We start from the raw sequence: 15,552 nt of genomic DNA, 5'->3' as shown, positions 1-15,552 counted from the left end.
TGCCCGGAGGTCAACCCGCAGGTGTCGATCATGGCGCTGGCGCTGGGCGTGGCCGACGAGGTGATCCGCGCCCGCTGATCGTGTGTGCGGCCGGGGCTTTGCGGGTGCGTCCTGGGCGGGGAATCGGCGAAATCTGCGCCCTCGGCGCACACTCGAAGCCCTGACCGCACGCTCGTTGCCGAGGATCAGCTCTGCGCGTCCCGGGCAACCGCGTGCCGCGGTTGGTACAGCAGCGCACGAACCAGCGGGCGCGGCCCGACGGACCGAAGCATCTGGCTCGCCGGACGGACCCGCACCCGCTTGGGCCACCAGAACCAGCGCCCCATCAGCGTCATGATCGACGGCGTGATCAGCGTCCGAACGACGAAGGTGTCGAACATCAGACCGATACCGATCGTCGTACCGAACTGACCGATCGCCCGCAGGTCGCTGGAGAGCATCGCGGCCATGGTCACGGCGAACACCACACCGGCCGCGGACACCACCGGACCCGTCACGCCGACGCCGCGGATGAGTCCGGTGTTCAGGCCGGCCCCGATCTCCTCCTCGATCCGCGACACCAGCATCAGGTTGTAATCAGACCCCACCGCCAAGAGCACGATCAGCGCGAATTCCGTTGCCACCCAGTGCAACTGGAAGTGGCCCAAATGCTGCCAGATCAGCGTCGAGAATCCGAACGCCGCTCCCAGCGACAGCACGATCGTGCCGACGATGACACCCGCCGCGACCAGAGCGCGGGTGACGATAACCATGATGATGAAGATCAGCACGATCGACGCCACCGCGGCGATCAGCAGGTCGTACCAGGCGCCGGTGGCGATGTCGTTGAATGTCGCGGCGGTGCCGCCGAGGTAGATGTCGGCGTTCTCCAGCGAGGTGAGCTTCAGCGCCTCCTTGGCCGCGTTGCGCTCTTGCTCGACGGACTTGATGCCTTCCGCGGTTGCCGGGTCCAGGGAGTGAGTGATGATGAAGCGCGCGGCCTTTCCGTCGGGCGACACCATCAGGCTCAACCCGAACTGGAAATCGGAGTTCTGGAAGATCTCCGGCGGCAGGTAAAACAGGCTCTCCACCCGAGCGTCGTTGAACGACTTACCCATCACAGCATTGGTATCGGTGAGCCGGTCGAACTGGTCGATCAGACTGTCGAACGAGCTGTAGATGGTCAGCGTCGTATCCCGGATCGCCTTCGACACGGCGATGTTCTCCGGAATGATCGCCAACAATTCGCGCGTGGCCGCGGCCGTGTTGGTGAGATCGCCGGTGAGGGCGTGGAACTTCTCGGCGAGCTGATCAAACCCGTCCAAGGCGTCGAACAGGCTACGCAGCGACCAGCACATCGGGATGTCGTAGCAGTGCCTCTCCCAGTAGAAGTAGCTGCGGATCGGTCGCCAGAAGTCGTCGAAATCGGCGATGTGGTCGCGAATTTCGTCGGTGATGGCGGCGGTCTCCGCCGTGGTTTTTGCGCTGTCGTCCGTCGCGTTGGCGAGCTTCTGGGTGATCGCGTACTGGCGTTCCAGCAGGGAGATCTGGGTGTCGAGGAATCCGGTGATCTTCTTGATGTCGCCGACGCGGTCTCTCAGGTAGTTGAGGTTGTCACGGATCGGCGCGCTTTGCACGCTGAGCTGGAACGGAATTGACCCGTCTTCGATCGGTGGGCCGAGCGGTCGGGTGATGCTCTGCACCCGTTCGATGCCCGGCACCCGGAAGATGGCACCGGCAACCTTGTCCAGCACCAGCATGTCTCGGGGATTGCGCAGATCGTGGTCCGATTCGATCATCAGGAGGTCCGGGTTGAGACGGGCCTGGGTGAAGTGCCGATCGGCCGCGTCGTAGGCCTGCACCGAGGCGGCGGTATGCGGCAGGTAGTAGAGGTCGTTGTAGCGCGGGGTGAAGCCCGCGAGACCAAGGGCGCCAACGATAGCAAGAATGACGGAAATGGCGAGGATGGGCGCCGGCCAGCGCACGATGGCCGTCGCCAGGCGGCGCCACCGGGTGTAGTTGAACTTGCGCTTGGGGTCCAAAAGACCGAAGCCACTGGCGACTGCGATGAGAGCGGGCGTCAGCGTGACCCCGGCCGCCACCACCACCAGCAGACCTATCGCGCACGGGAACGCCAGCGAACTGAAGTAAGGCAGTCGGGTGAACTTCAAGCAGGCCAGCGCCCCAACGATGGTCAGACCCGAGCCCAGGACCACCTTGCTGACACCGGCGAAGGTGTCGTAATAGGCGGCTTCCCGGTCCAGACCGCGCTCACGGCCCTCCTGGTAGCGGCCCACCATGAAAATCGCGTAATCGGTACCCGCCGCGATCGCGAGTGAGGTGAGCAGGTTCACGGCGAAGGTCGACAACCCCATGACGCCGGTTTCGCCCAGCAGCGACACCACGCCGCGGCCGGCCGCGAGTCCCACGAAGAGGATCACCATAGTCAGCAACACGGTGCTGATGGACCGGTAAACGAACATCAGCATGATCGCGATGATGACGACCGTGATGATGGTGATCTTGGCCAGGCTCTTGTCACCGACAACGATCACGTCGGCGGTCAGCGCTCCCTGGCCCGCGACGTAGGCCTTGACGCCGGCGGGCGGCTTGGAGTCCGCGACGATCTTGCGCACCGCGGCAACGGATTCGTCGCCGACCGCCCCTCCCTGATCGCCTTTGAGGTTGACCTGGACGTAGGCGGCCTTATGGTCGTAGCTCTCCACACCTGAGGACGTGAAGCGCTGTCCCCAAAAGTTCAGCGCGTGCTCGACGTGTTCGTGGTCGGCCTGGATCTTTTTGACCAGGTCGTCGTAGAACCGGTGCGCGTCCTCGCCGAGCGGTTTATCACCGACCAGGGTGACCAGGACGAGGTTGTCCGAGTCGTACTCCTTGAACTTCTCGCCGATGTGCTTCATCCCGGTGACCGACGGTGCGTCGGACGGCGAGAGCGGAACGGAGATCTCCTCGGCAACCTTCTCCAACTGTGGGACGAAGACGTTGACGCCGACCGCGATCAGCACCCAGCAGACGACGATCGGCAGCGCCAGGACGCGGACGGCGCGGGCAATGCGCGGCTTGTGCTCGACTTCCGTGGGTTGTGCGACGGGTATTTCGTCGGTGTCGCTGGTGTTGTCGGTCATGCGGACTTGTCCAGGCAGGAGACCTGCGCATTGCGCGTCTCGGCTTGCCGTTGATCGACCAGTTTGCCGTCGACCGTGATCCGGCAGCCGATGGAGGGGCTGTCACCTTGCGCGACGACGTAGGCGAAGATGCCGGGCATCTGGGCGACGATCGTCGTCGACCACGGCAACGTGGTGAAGTTGGCCTTTTGCGGTTGCGCGTCGGCATCCATCCAGTTGACGACGCCGGTGGTCCCGGGTGGCCCCAGGATTTCGTAGACGGCGGTCTTGGCGGCGTAGGGCGGGGTCGCATCCCGCGGATCGGGCTTGGGCAGGCCGGGCCCCGGGAAAACGCCGTTGAGGCGGTCCACCGCGACGCCGCCGATGAGCACCGCCACGACCACGACCAGGGGAACCCATGCCCGCTTGAGAAGCGTCAACACCGTTCCCCCCGATCAGGGTCGACCAATGGGCTGATGCTAAGACAGTTCACCCGTTCGAGCATTTCGTCGCGCGCCACGGCTACCCCGAACGTCATGGTTGCCGAATTAATTCCTGCGGTGCGCAGTGTGTTCGGGACCACATCGTCGCCCGGGCCCCGTGACCGCACCGCTTGCCGAAAGCCGCCCGGGGCCACTCGCCGATGCCGGCCGGCATCACAGCCCTGGAACGGCCTGCGCCGCAGGCGATTTCGCCGCCCAGTGCCGATCTGGCGCCTATTGGCCTGCCGCCCTGTCGAATTCATCGGGATGGCCGCACCGGTCGCCTCGAACCGCGGCGCGGTCGACATCGGCCGACGGCCGAATTAGTTACAAAAAGTAATTCGCTGGCTCCGGCGATTTCCGGTTGAATTGCACACTTGGCGATGCCGCGAAATGCAGAAACGGGCAGCGACTGAGCGCCTCTGCGCGTACCCTGACGACATGGCTACCAAGGTCAGGACCTGCGTGCATTGCGGCCACACGTTCGATCCGAATGACCGACCGCGCGACCTGTCCGACCCCGATTGGCTTCCGGCCGCGTCAATTTATTGTTCGCATGAATGCAGCGACCGGTTCCATTGCGAAATGACGCATTGCTGCTCAACCCACGCGAAAAAGAAGGGGCATCGCGAGGGCGCCAGGGCGGCGCGATAATCCCGCTTCCCCGCCGGATCGGATATGGTGTGACCGCCCAGCCAGCAACTGTCGTATGCGGGAGCAACCCATGGAGTTAACGGCAATTCTGTGCAACCACGCCGAGGCGCAGAACAACTTGTTGTACGTCATGGGCGGCGGCGTAGACCGGGCCGTCATTCCCGCGGGACGCTCAGGCCCCTTCACGGTTTCGCTGGCCCTCGGAATCATCGCCGAAGTCCCGTGGACCCCCACCAACGAAGAGCACACCGTCACCGTCGACCTGGCGGACGAGGACGGCCATCCGGTCGAGGTCGACAAGGGATTCGGCGAGCGGGAGCCGTTCCGCGCGCAGTTCCGATTCAACGTTGGCCGACCGCACGACCTCGAGGAGGGCGAAACCCAGTCGGTGGCATTCGCGGTCAACATGCCCTTGCTTCAGTTGGAGAAGCTGGGCAGGTACGCGTTCACCGTCACCATCGACGACGACGTCCGGCGCCGTCTGCATTACCGATTGGTCGGGCAGACCGGCGTGACCATCACGTCGAACGAACCAACCAGTAGTCGCGGACCACTCATCCCCAGGGTCTAGCCCTCCAGCTTGTAGCCCAGCCCCCGCACGGTCACCAGGTGTACCGGGTTGGCCGGGTCCGCCTCGATCTTGGACCGTAACCGCTTGACGTGGACGTCGAGGGTCTTGGTGTCGCCGACGTAGTCGGCGCCCCATACCCGGTCGATCAACTGCCCACGCGTCAGCACCCGGCCGCTGTTGCGCATCAGGTACTCGAGCAGGTCGAACTCCTTGAGCGGCAACGTGATCGTGTCGCCGTTGACCGAGACGACGTGTCGCTCGACGTCCATCCGCACCGGTCCCGACTCGAGCACCCCGTCGCTGATCTCGGAGTCGTCGTCGCCGCCGCGGCGGAGCACCGCGCGGATGCGGGCGATCAGCTCGCGCGCCGAATACGGCTTGGTCACATAGTCATCGGCGCCGAGTTCCAGCCCGACCACCTTGTCGATCTCGCTGTCCCGCGCGGTCACCATGATCACCGGGACGCCGGAACGGGCGCGCAACTGCTTGCACACGTCGGTCCCCGACATGCCGGGCAGCATCAGGTCGAGCAGCACGATGTCGGCGCCGGCGCGGTCGAATTCGGCGAGGGCGGCGGGGCCGTCGGTCACCACCGTGGCCTCGAAGCCCTCCTTGCGCAACAGGAATGCCAGCGGATCGGCCAGCGACTCCTCGTCTTCCACGATCAAGACGCTAGTCATAAGCGCGATTCCTCCTCATCGCTGCGCTCTGCATCGTCATACGCGCGGGTCATCGACTCAGTTCTTCCTCTCGTTGTGACCTGTTGGGCCGCACTTCACGACCCTGCGGTGGCTCGGGTTCTTCGTCAGTGTCCTTGTAGGCCGGAATCGACAGCGTGAACGTGGATCCCGTCCCCGGCTTGCTCCACACCCCGATGCTGCCGTTGTGGTTGGCCGCAACATGTTTGACGATGGCCAAACCCAGCCCGCTGCCGCCGGTGGCGCGCGAGCGTGCCTTGTCCCCCCGGAAGAACCGCTCGAAGACTCGCTCCTGGTCTTCCAGTGCGATCCCGATACCGCGGTCGGTGACGGCGATCTCGATGTTTTCGCCGCGGCGGCGACGGCTGATCGAGACCGGTGAACCCGGCGGCGAGTAGGCGATCGCGTTGGACACCAGGTTGGCCAGCGCGGTGACCAGAAGCGTTTCGTCGCCCAGCACCCGTAAACCACTGGGCGCGTCGGTGCGAATCTCGATCTGAGCGTTGTCGGCGGCCACCTTGTGGCGTGAAATGGCTTCCGCCACAACGGTATCCACGTCGACCTCGGTCACGTTGGGTAACCGCTCGGCGCCCTGCAGCCGGGACAGCTCGATCAGTTCGGCGACCATGTCGCCGAGCCGGTTGGCTTCCACGAGCACCTTCTCGGCGAACCGGCGGACGGTTTCGGAGTCGTCCGAGGACGCCAGCAGGGCCTCGGCGAGCAGGGCCATGGCGCCCACCGGGGTCTTCAGCTCGTGGCTGACGTTGGCCACGAAGTCGCGCCGCGTCGCCTCCATGCGCGCGTAGTCGGACTGGTCGTGGGCGAACACCACGGCGAAGCGGCGGTCTTCCTCGCTGAGCAGCCGCGCCTGCCCGTGCACCGCCAGCCCGGATCGGCCGGCCGCCCGCTTGGCCGGCCGCAGGTCGAATTCCACGTCGACGCCGCTCAGCGCCTGCTGCGCCGCTTCCCACGCCTGGTCGTCGAGCTGCCGGTCGCGCACCAGGCCGAGCTCGGCGGCCCGGTCATTGAGGTAGACGACGTCGCGGTGGGAATCCACCACCGCGACCCCCAGCGGCATCAGCGCGACGATGCGTTGCAGCATCTGCGCGACGGTGATCCCGGTCCAGTCCGGGCTCACGCGCTGCCTGCGCTGGGCCGCTTTCGACGACAGCCGGGTCCCGGCTGCTACCCCTACGGCCAGCCCCAGCACGGACAAGACCCCGGCCAGCAACAGCGCCGAGAACACAGTCACATAGCAAATCCTACAAATCTTCGGAAACACCGCCCTAGCGGAACGAGGCCAAAATCGGACAAGTCACACTTTGCGCTTCAGGTGTTCCACTCCCGTTCACGCGATGTTCGGCAAACAGGCCTTCAAAAACTCCCGATGGGAGCGGTCGGCGGCTAGCGCCGGCCCTGGCTGGCAACCGCCGCGGCACCCGCCGCGGCCGCCTCCGGGTCGAGGTAGGTGCCGCCCGGCACCTCCGGCCGCAAGTCGCCGCCCAGGTCGTAGCGCAGCGGAATACCGGTGGGAATGTTCAGCCCGACGACGTCGTCGTCGGACATCCCGTCGAGGTACTTGACCAGGGCACGCAGCGAGTTGCCGTGCGCGACGATCAGCGCCGTCTTGCCGCTGCGCAGGTCCGGGACGATGACGTCGGTGAAATACGGCAGGAACCGGGCCACCACGTCGGCCAGGCATTCGGTCAGCGGGCCGCCGTCGATGTTGGTGTAGCGAGGGTCGGTGTCCTGGCTGAACTCGCTGCCCCTTTCGATCGGCGGTGGCGGCGTGTCGTAGCTGCGCCGCCAGGTCATGAACTGCTCTTCGCCGTAGCGGTCCTTGGTCTCCGCCTTGTTCAGCCCCTGCAGCGCGCCGTAGTGGCGTTCGTTGAGCCGCCAGCTGCGCCGCACCGGGATCCACAGCCGGTCGGCGGCGTCCAGCGCCAGGTGCGCGGTGGTGATCGCCCGGCGCAGCAGCGACGTGTAGAGCACGTCGGGCAACAGGTTGTGCTCGGCCAGCAGCTCCCCGCTGCGCACCGCCTCGGCCCGGCCCTTTTCGGTCAGGTCCACGTCGACCCAACCGGTGAACTGGTTGCTTGCGTTCCATTCGCTCTCGCCGTGGCGGAGCAGCACCAACGTGCCGGTATCTCCCATGCCGGCTAGCTTATTCGTCGTCTTCGTCGATATTTGCTCGACTTCTCCTCATCGCGCTTCGCGTCCCCCTCGCCGCTCCGCGGCTGGGGGTTCCCCCACTGCATCGTCGTCTTCGTCGATGAGATGGGCGAACGCCTCCAGGTTCTTCAGCGACTCCCCGCGCGACACCCGCCACTCCCACTCTTTCTGGATCGACGAGCGAAAACCCAACTCCAGCAAGGTATTAAAGTCCGCATCCACCGCTTCGAGCACCTGCCCGAGCACCCGGTCGATCTCCTCGGCGTCCACCGATGCCAGCGACATGCGGCCCACCAGGTAGATGTCGCCGACCTTGTCCAGCGTGTAGGCCACGCCGTAGAGGCGGCGGTTTCGCTTGAGCAGGAAGCGGTAGACGGCCTCGTGGTTCTCGTCGGGCTTGCGGCACACGAACGCCTCGACGCGCACCGAATGCTCGCCGATGCTCAGGATGGTGTTGGTCTTGAGCCTGCGCTCGCCGGGCAGCGCCACCACCAGCCCCGACAAGCCACCGTGCGCGCCATCGTGTTTCGAGTACTCCAGGCCGCTGGCGCGCAGCACGTCCTCGATGACGCGCTCGACGGTGGACGTCACGCGCCCACCCCGCGACGCTCGGCGGTGTACTCGCGGATCGCGCGGCGATAGCTGGCCAGCAGCGCGTCCGTGGTGTTATCCCACGAGAACGTGGCCGCGTGCGCGGCGGCGGCGCGGCTCATCGCCTCGGCCTGCGGCGCGCTCAGGCGCAGCATCCGGTCGAGGGCGTCGGCCCACTGCCCGACCTCGTGGCCGGACACCAGCGTCCCGGTGACTCCGTCGCGCACGGCCACCGGCAGGCCGCCGACCGCGGCCGCCACCACCGGCGTCCCACACGCCTGCGCCTCGACGGCCACCAGGCCGAACGACTCCGAATAGCTCGGCACGGCGACCAGGCTGGCGGCCTGGAACAGGGTGGCCAGGTCCATGCGCGACTGCGGGGGCAGGAAGCTCACCCGCGCGGCGATGCCGAGCTCGTCGGCCAGCCGCCGCAGGCCGTCCGGGGAGGCCATCCCGCTGCCCGACGGTCCCCCGGCCACCACGATGCGCACCCCGGGCAGCCTGGCGGCGGCGCGCAGCACGATGTCGGGCGCCTTCAGCGGCTGGATCCGGCCGACGAACGCGACCACGTCCTCGTCGAGCGGCAGGCCCAGCGCGGCCCGGGCGGCCCGGCGATCACCCGGGCGGAACACCTCGAGATCCACCCCCGGGTGGACGACGTCGATGCGCGCCGGGTCGGCGCGGTGGATCGAAATCAGTTGCTGCGCTTCGTCATCGGTGTTGACGATCAGCCGGTCGGCCTCGTCGACCACCTGCTGCTCGCCGACCGTGCGCAGCGGCGGCTCGGGCGCGTCACCCACGGCCAGCGCCGCGTTCTTCACCGCGGCGAGCGTGTGCGCGGTGTGCACCAGCGGCACCGCCCAGCGGTCGCGGGCCAGCCAGCCCACCTGGCCGGACAGCCAGTAGTGCGAGTGCACGATGTCGTAGTAGCCCGGTTCATGCGACGCCTCCGCGCGCAACACCCCGGCGGCGAACGCGCACAGCTGGGTGGGCAGGTCGTATTTGTCCAGGCCCTCGAAGGGCCCCGCCACCACGTTGCGCACCAGCACGCCGGGCGCCACCCGCGCGACCGGGGGGTCGGCCGACGCGGTGGCCCGGGTGAAGATCTCCACCTCGATACCCCGCCGCGCCAGGTGCAACGCGGTTTGCAGCACGTAGACGTTCATGCCCCCGGCGTCGCCGGTACCCGGCTGGGCCAGCGGCGAGGTGTGCACCGCCAGCACTGCGACGCGGCGCGGTTTCAACCGGAAGACGTCATCGTGCCGCACTCTGTCATCTTTACAGGACGCCGCGCCCACCAGCCCAACGCCCAGGACAGGGGTTCGCGCTAAGCGGAAGGCTCGTCGATGTCGCGCAGGCGCGGGCCCAGCGCCCCGGCGCGGCGCATCGCGCCGAGCGGATCGGCGTAGAGCCCGCCCAACGACACGGTTCCCGCGCCGGCCTCCTGCACCCGGTTGCCGAAGACGGTGACCCGGATGTCGCGCGACGGCAGCACCGAGCGCTCGGCGAACGCCGCCTCCACATGCTCCATCGCCTCGGGATACTCGGTGAAGGCCTGACCGCCGACCACCAGCTCGTCGGGGTTGAGCATGTCGCGCAGCAACGCCACCGCCTCCCCGAGCACCCGCCCCCGCTCGTTCAGCAGTTCTTGGGCCGGCTCGTTGCCGGCCCGGGCCAGCCGCAGCAGGTCGGCGAGGCCGTTGGCCGACGCGTTGGCGCGGCCCGCGGGCACCGGAGGCAGGATCCGCAGCCGACGGGCGGCGGCCAGCACCGCCTCGTCGCTGACCGTGGATTCCAGCTGTCCGCTGCCGCCGAGCAACTCGGAGTGGGCGGGCAGCGCCGCGATGGTGCCGGGACCGCTGGCCGGGCAGTGCACCCGGCCGCCGATCACCAGCGCGTAGCCCACCGTCTCGCGGGCGTAGACGTAGAGGCTGGTGGGTGAGCTGGGCACGAAGCGCCGCAACCCGAGCAGCAGCTCGGCCCCCGCCATGGCGTCGACGTGGGAGGCCACCGAGACGGGCAGCCCGAGCGCGTCGGCCAGCACCGGGCCGACGGGCGCCTGCCGCCAGCCGAGGCGCGGGTGGTCGACGTGACCGGTGGCGCTGTCGACGGTGCCACCGATCGCGACACCCACCCACAGCGGGCGGCGTCGATGCCAGCGCCGCAGGTAGCGGGCGGCGCTTTCGGCCAGCGAGGCCAGCGCGGGCCCGGCGGGGCTGAGCGGCGTCGGCGTCTCGACGGTGTCGAGCGTCCGGCCGAACAGGTCGGTGGCCACGATGCTGGTGGTCCGGGCGCCGACGTGGATGCCCAGCGTCACGAACGGTTCGTGGTTGACCTCGACCGGCACGCGGGGGCGGCCGATGGCCCCGGAGACGGCCAGGTCGGCGCGTTCCCGCAGCAGGCCGGCGTCGAGCAGGGCGATGACTTGGCGGTTGACGGTGGCGATGCTCAGCGAGGTGACGCCGGCGATGACGTCACGCCCGACGGGCCCGCGCAACCGGACGGCCCGGAAGACCGAGGCCGCCGCCGAGTCGGCGATGTGCAGTGCCGGAGGCACGATCTGACGGCGCACCGAGCGGTGGCCCTTGTAGCTGGCACGGCTGGGCGAATGATGAGTCTGGGTAAGGGTATTCGAGCGCACGAGCGTCCTTCTGTCCGATTTTTGTTGGCCGTCACTGGCCACACCTGAAAGTCAGGAGCGGCGAAGTGCGCGACAACAACACGCACCCGCCGCGCAAAGACACGCGGTGGTGGTGCTGGACAGGGCGCTGTGGTGCACCCCGAAAATTTAGCACGTTCACTAAGGTTGTTTCGATGGCTGGAAATGTCAGGAATGAACGGGTCGCGGTGGTCACGGGCGCCAGCTCCGGAATCGGCGAGGCGACCGCCCAGACCCTCGCTGTTCAGGGCTTTCACGTGGTCGTGGTGGCGCGCCGGGCGGACCGGATCAACGCCCTGGCGAGGGAAATCGGCGGAACGGCCATTGTGGCCGATGTCACAGACGACGCGGAAGTCGCGTCGCTGGCCGAGGAGCTGAGCCGGGTGGACGTCCTGGTCAACAACGCCGGCGGCGCGCGCGGGCTGGCGCCGGTGGCCGATTCCGACTTCGAGCACTGGCGCTGGATGTGGGAGACCAACGTGATGGGCACGCTGCGGGTCACCCGGGCGCTGCTGCCCAAGCTCGTCGACTCCGGCGACGGCCTGATCGTCACGGTGACTTCCGTTGCGGCGCTTGAGGTTTACGACGGCGGCGCCGGGTACACGGCGGCCAAACACGCCCAGGGGGCGCTGCACCGCACGCTGCGCGGCGAACTGCTGGGCAAGCCGGTGCGGCTGACCGAGATCGCGCCGGGCGCGGTGGAGACCGAGTTCTCGCTGGTCCGCTTCGACGGCGACCAGCAACGCGCCGACGCCGTCTACACCGGCATCACGCCGTTGGTTGCCGCCGACGTGGCCGAGGTGATCGGGTTCGTGGCATCCCGGCCACCGCACGTCGACCTCGACCTGATCGTCATGAAGCCGCGCGACCAGGCCTCGGCGACCCGCTTTAACCGCCGGGGTTAGCCCCCGGGCTGGAAGTCGTGGTCGGTGAAGTGGAGGTCGTGGGCGTCCCGGACAGGGACGGCGCGGTCGACGGCGTGGCCGGCGCGGTCACCGGAATCTGCGTTGACGGCGGGTGCGCGGTCGGCGGCGGGAGCGCGGACATGGCAACCCAGGTGTCCCAGTCGACGGCCCAGTCCCAGATGTCGCCGTCGGAGTAGGACAGCTGGATGGAGCTTCCAGTCACTTCCACCGGGTCGCCGTACATCGCGCTCTGGTAGTACTGCTCCGCGTCGCCGGTCGACAGGTTGATGCAGCCGTTGGTCACGTTGGTGTTGCCCTGCGCGCCCGCACTCATCGGATTCGCATGGATGAACTCGCCGTTGTTGGAGATCCGCACCGCCCAGCGTTCGTGCACGTGGCTGTAGCCGGCGGCGGGGTTGGACATGTAGAAGTCGGCGTACTTCTCGGTCACCACGTGGATGCCGTTGCGGGTGACGTTGCGCGCCTTGTCGGCCTCGCCGTAGCTGCACGGGAAGTCCATGATGACGCCCTCGTCCCTGACCACCTGGATGCGGTGCGACGAGACCTCGGCCTTGACCACTTGCCGGCGACCGATCTGGATGTTCAGCGAGATGTCGTCGGCCCCGTAGGCGCTGTCGCCGAACGGCAGGCCGTACAGCTTGGCGTCGACGTTGACGGTGGTGCCGGCCGGGTAGTACTCGCGGGTGCGCCAGTGGACGCGCGCCCCCCCGACTTCGTCGGGCAGCCACGCCCAGCTGCCCTCAACGGGCGGATTGGTGGTGACGGTCAGCGCCTTCTCGACGGCGGCCTTGTCTGCGATGGGGGCGTCGAACTGGATGATGATCGGCGCCGCCACCCCGACGGTCTGGCCGTCAGCCAGCTGGAACGAGCCGCCGATCTTCTTGGTGGGTGACACCGTGGTGAACTTGCCCGCGACCGGGATCGCCTTGCCGTCGTGCCCGACGGCCGAGCCGCTCCAGGTGTAGGTCGCGTCGTAGCCCAGGGGCTCGGTGGTGCTGTAAACGGTGCGATCGGAATTGAACTTGCCCGCCACGGCCTTGCCCGCGGAATTGGTCAGCGCGACGTGCTGGAACCAGCCGTCGGTGATCTCCACGCTGATCGGCGCGATGGGCACCACGTTCTCGGTCGCATCGGCCGGCTGGAACTTCAGCTTGGCGGCGGGCTGCTCCTTTTTCTCGGCCTGTTTGGCCGCGGGGCCGCCGCACGCGGCCAGCACGCTGGGGGCGAAAACCCCCAGTCCGAGGGTCGCCAAAGCCACGCGCCGGTTGACCGGCTGCGGGTTGCGCGACGTGTTCACGAAAGTCAAAGATACCGGGGAAAATCCATCGACCCCGCCGCGACAAATCGGGGTCGGGCGGATTCGGAGCTACAGCCTGCAGCCGAGCAGGACCGGCTCCGGTTGCAATGTGACACCAAACACAGCGTGGACCCCGTCACGGACCGTGCGGGCCAGGGCGATCACCTCTTCCGCGGTGGCACCGCCGCGGTTGGTCAACGCGAGCGCGTGCTTGGTGGACAGCCGGCAGCGGGCCGCCGGATCGTCGGGATAGCCCTTGGCGAAGCCGGCCCGCTCCACCAGCCAGCCCGCGGCCAGCTTGACGCCGTCCGGTGCCGGGTAATGCGGCACCGGCCCGTCCACGCCCGCGGCCAGCCGCTCGTACGCCTCGGGGGCGACGACGGGGTTGGTGAAGAACGATCCCACGCTCCAGGCGTCGTGGTCGTCGTCGTCGAGCACCATGCCCTTGCGGCCCCGCAGCGCCAGCACCGCCTGGCGGACCTTCAACGGTTCGGCGCGCTCCCCGCCGCTCGCCCCCAGCGCGTCCGCCAGCTCGCCGTAGCGCAGCGGCGCGCTGCGGCCCGACGGGTCCAGCGCGAACTCGACTTCGAGGACCACCCAAGGGGTTTCGTGGCCGGCCCGTTTCAACACACTGGTGCGGTAGCCGAAGCCGAGCTCGGCGCCCGGCACCCAGCGGACCTGTCCGCTGCGACGGTCCAGTATCCGGACCCGGGTGATGGTGTCGGCGACTTCGGCGCCATAGGCCCCGACGTTTTGCACCGGGGTCGCCCCGGCCGAACCCGGTATGCCCGACAGGCATTCCAGCCCGCCCAGGCCGCGCTCGATGGCGCGGACCACGACGTCGTCCCACACCGCGCCGGCCTCCGCGCGCACCACGTTGCCGTCGACGGTGATGCCGCTGTTGGCCAATCGCACCGCGGTGAGGTCGGCGTACGTGTCGGCGATCACCAGGTTGGAGCCGCCGGCGAACACCAGGACCGGGGGTTGTTGTCCCCCACCGCTTTCGGCGTCCAGCTCCCGCAGCACCGCGACCACCTGTTCGGTGCTGGTGCAGGTGATCAGGCGGCGCGCCACCGGCCCGACCCGCAACGTCGTCAGCGGCGCGAGCGACACCGCTTCGGCGACATGCGCACCGGCGAATGTCGAACCGGCATCGCTGGATTTCATGGCCCGTAACGGTAGCCTCACCTGCTATGCCGCGTTCATTCGACTTGTCGGCCGATTACGACGGCAGCGTTGAAGAGGTTCATCGCGCGTTCACGGACGAGACCTATTGGCGGGCTCGCCTGGCCGGATCCGGTGTCGACGTCGCCACCCTGGAGTCGATGCGGGTGGGTGGCGAAACGGGCGACGACGACACCGTCGAGGTGGTCACCGTCCAGGTGATCCACAGTCACAAGCTGCCCGGGATGGTCACGCAGCTGCACAGCGGCGATCTGCGCATCCGGCGCGAGGAGACCTGGGGCCCGGTCGCCGACGGGGCCGCGCAGGGTTGTGTCGTCGGCTCGATCCTGGATGCCCCGGTCAATCTGAACGGCACCGCCGTGCTGTCGCCGATCGCCCAGACGGGCGGTGCCCGGCTGACCTTTCGGGCCACCGTCCAGGTCCGCGTCCCGATCATCGGCGGCAAGCTGGAGAATTTCATCGGCGGCCGGTTGGCCGAACTGATGGCCGCCGAGCAGCGGTTCACCACGGAGTGGATCGCCAGAATGCCTTGAGGGCGCCGCGCCTAAGCTGGCGGCCATGCGAATCGCGCTGGCGCAGATACTGAGCGGCACCGATCCGGGCGCGAACCTGGAGCTGGTGCGCTCCTACAGCGGCCAGGCCGCCGACGCGGGCGCCAAGCTGGTGGTGTTCCCGGAGGCGACCATGTGCCGCTTCGGGGTTCCGCTGGGGCCGATCGCCGAGCCGGTCGACGGTCCCTGGGCGACGGGTGTGCGGCGTATCGCGGCCGACAGCGGGATCGCGGTGGTCGCCGGCATGTTCACCCCTGCCGGCGACGGCCGGGTGAAAAACACGCTGATCGCGGCCGGCCCGGACGGTCTGGACACGCATTACGACAAGATCCACCTCTACGACGCCTTCGGCTTCACCGAGTCGCGCACCGTCGCGCCCGGCCGCGAGCCGGTGGTGATCACGGTTGACGGTGTCCGGGTGGGGTTGACCGTCTGCTACGACATCCGCTTCCCGGCGCTGTACACCGAGCTGGCCCGCCGCGGCGACGTAGCTCATCGAGTCCAGCGCGCGGGCCCGCGCCAGAAGCGTCCACTGGTCGAGCTTGCCCGGGCCCGAGCCCCACGACGCGCAGACGGCGATCAGCTGGGCGCCGCGGCGGGCCAGCTCGGTGTACAGCGCCGGGAAGCGGATGTCGTAGCAGACGGTCAACCCCACCCGGACACCG

13 protein-coding genes and 2 pseudogenes are annotated in these 15,552 nt (G+C 68.1%); 4 read left to right on the top strand and 11 right to left on the bottom strand.

Annotation, left to right across the window (positions count from 1 at the left end; all coding sequences use genetic code 11):
* Positions 1–185 precede the first annotated feature (185 nt).
* Together A5702_RS02900 and A5702_RS02895 are read right to left on the bottom strand one after the other, a co-directional pair.
* Positions 186–3,122, bottom strand: coding sequence for an RND family transporter (locus tag A5702_RS02900; protein WP_068218104.1), 2,937 nt, complete (start codon positions 3,120–3,122; stop codon positions 186–188).
* Complete coding sequence (locus tag A5702_RS02895; protein WP_197506487.1) at positions 3,119–3,541, bottom strand: MmpS family transport accessory protein; 423 nt, start codon at positions 3,539–3,541, stop codon at positions 3,119–3,121. The genes A5702_RS02900 and A5702_RS02895 overlap by 4 nt, the downstream gene beginning before the upstream one ends.
* A 766-nt stretch (positions 3,542–4,307) precedes the next feature.
* Between A5702_RS02895 and A5702_RS02890 the strand changes: the two genes are divergently transcribed.
* Complete coding sequence (locus A5702_RS02890) at positions 4,308–4,808, top strand: hypothetical protein (RefSeq protein ID WP_197281276.1); 501 nt, start codon at positions 4,308–4,310, stop codon at positions 4,806–4,808.
* On the opposite strand, the gene regX is transcribed toward A5702_RS02890, so the two are convergent.
* The 6 genes from regX to A5702_RS02860 all read right to left on the bottom strand — a co-directional run bounded on the left by regX (position 4,805) and on the right by A5702_RS02860 (position 10,910).
* Positions 4,805–5,488: a two-component sensory transduction protein RegX gene (gene regX, locus A5702_RS02885; RefSeq protein WP_036352187.1), complete on the bottom strand. Its 684-nt coding sequence runs from the start codon at positions 5,486–5,488 to the stop codon at positions 4,805–4,807. The genes A5702_RS02890 and regX overlap by 4 nt on opposite strands.
* Positions 5,489–5,537: 49 nt before the next feature.
* Positions 5,538–6,758 carry a cell wall metabolism sensor histidine kinase WalK gene (locus A5702_RS02880; protein WP_156349598.1) on the bottom strand — a complete coding sequence of 407 codons (1,221 nt, stop codon included), beginning with the start codon at positions 6,756–6,758 and terminating at the stop codon, positions 5,538–5,540.
* A gap of 152 nt (positions 6,759–6,910) precedes the next feature.
* Entirely contained in the window at positions 6,911–7,660 is a 750-nt protein-coding gene (locus A5702_RS02875) for a phosphoglyceromutase (protein WP_068218095.1), read from the bottom strand.
* A gap of 48 nt (positions 7,661–7,708) precedes the next feature.
* Positions 7,709–8,269 carry a YbjN domain-containing protein gene (locus tag A5702_RS02870; RefSeq protein ID WP_068218091.1) on the bottom strand — a complete coding sequence of 187 codons (561 nt, stop codon included), beginning with the start codon at positions 8,267–8,269 and terminating at the stop codon, positions 7,709–7,711.
* Entirely contained in the window at positions 8,266–9,567 is a 1,302-nt protein-coding gene (mshA, locus tag A5702_RS02865; protein ID WP_231964976.1) for a D-inositol-3-phosphate glycosyltransferase, read from the bottom strand. The genes A5702_RS02870 and mshA overlap by 4 nt, the downstream gene beginning before the upstream one ends.
* Before the next feature lie 29 nt (positions 9,568–9,596).
* Positions 9,597–10,910 carry an ROK family transcriptional regulator gene (locus A5702_RS02860; protein ID WP_068218083.1) on the bottom strand — a complete coding sequence of 438 codons (1,314 nt, stop codon included), beginning with the start codon at positions 10,908–10,910 and terminating at the stop codon, positions 9,597–9,599.
* A gap of 173 nt (positions 10,911–11,083) precedes the next feature.
* On the opposite strand from A5702_RS02860, the gene A5702_RS02855 reads away from it, so the two are divergent.
* The gene (locus A5702_RS02855; protein WP_068218080.1) at positions 11,084–11,833 is read left to right on the top strand and encodes an SDR family NAD(P)-dependent oxidoreductase; all 750 of its coding nucleotides are present in this window, start codon (positions 11,084–11,086) and stop codon (positions 11,831–11,833) included.
* Here the strand turns inward: A5702_RS02855 and A5702_RS02850 are convergent.
* Both A5702_RS02850 and A5702_RS02845 read right to left on the bottom strand, forming a co-directional pair.
* Positions 11,817–13,199, bottom strand: coding sequence for an Ig-like domain-containing protein (locus A5702_RS02850; protein ID WP_197281277.1), 1,383 nt, complete (start codon positions 13,197–13,199; stop codon positions 11,817–11,819). The two genes, A5702_RS02855 and A5702_RS02850, sit on opposite strands and share 17 nt — an antisense overlap.
* A gap of 21 nt (positions 13,200–13,220) precedes the next feature.
* The gene (locus tag A5702_RS02845) at positions 13,221–14,318 is read right to left on the bottom strand and encodes a UDP-N-acetylmuramate dehydrogenase (protein WP_068218077.1); all 1,098 of its coding nucleotides are present in this window, start codon (positions 14,316–14,318) and stop codon (positions 13,221–13,223) included.
* Positions 14,319–14,344: 26 nt separating this feature from the next.
* Here A5702_RS02845 and A5702_RS02840 point away from each other — a divergent pair, with 26 nt between their 5' ends.
* The gene (locus A5702_RS02840; RefSeq protein ID WP_055403966.1) at positions 14,345–14,869 is read left to right on the top strand and encodes a DUF2505 domain-containing protein; all 525 of its coding nucleotides are present in this window, start codon (positions 14,345–14,347) and stop codon (positions 14,867–14,869) included.
* A 25-nt stretch (positions 14,870–14,894) separates the two neighbouring features.
* A pseudogene (locus A5702_RS02835) lies at positions 14,895–15,311 on the top strand (nitrilase-related carbon-nitrogen hydrolase); the annotation flags it as partial.
* Between the two features lie 87 nt (positions 15,312–15,398).
* Here the strand turns inward: A5702_RS02835 and A5702_RS25405 are convergent.
* Positions 15,399–15,542: pseudogene (locus tag A5702_RS25405) on the bottom strand (nitrilase-related carbon-nitrogen hydrolase); the annotation flags it as partial.
* Between the last annotated feature and the right edge of the window lie 10 nt (positions 15,543–15,552).

It is taken from the genome of Mycobacterium sp. E3339, from assembly GCF_001666915.1.
Lineage (GTDB): Bacteria > Actinomycetota > Actinomycetes > Mycobacteriales > Mycobacteriaceae > Mycobacterium.
Note: the sequence above shows the minus strand (reverse complement) of the source record. Positions and strands in the feature narration are given on the sequence as shown.

Bases quoted from the DNA above. Each gene is read 5' to 3' on its own strand.
- A5702_RS02900 (WP_068218104.1), bottom strand. From the start codon at position 3,122: ATGACCGACAACACCAGCGACACCGACGAAATACCCGTCGCACAACCC.
- A5702_RS02890 (WP_197281276.1), top strand. From the start codon at position 4,308: ATGGAGTTAACGGCAATTCTGTGCAACCACGCCGAGGCGCAGAACAAC.
- regX (WP_036352187.1), bottom strand. From the start codon at position 5,488: ATGACTAGCGTCTTGATCGTGGAAGACGAGGAGTCGCTGGCCGATCCG.
- A5702_RS02875 (WP_068218095.1), bottom strand. From the start codon at position 7,660: ATGGGAGATACCGGCACGTTGGTGCTGCTCCGCCACGGCGAGAGCGAA.
- A5702_RS02855 (WP_068218080.1), top strand. From the start codon at position 11,084: ATGGCTGGAAATGTCAGGAATGAACGGGTCGCGGTGGTCACGGGCGCC.
- A5702_RS02845 (WP_068218077.1), bottom strand. From the start codon at position 14,318: ATGAAATCCAGCGATGCCGGTTCGACATTCGCCGGTGCGCATGTCGCC.
- A5702_RS02840 (WP_055403966.1), top strand. From the start codon at position 14,345: ATGCCGCGTTCATTCGACTTGTCGGCCGATTACGACGGCAGCGTTGAA.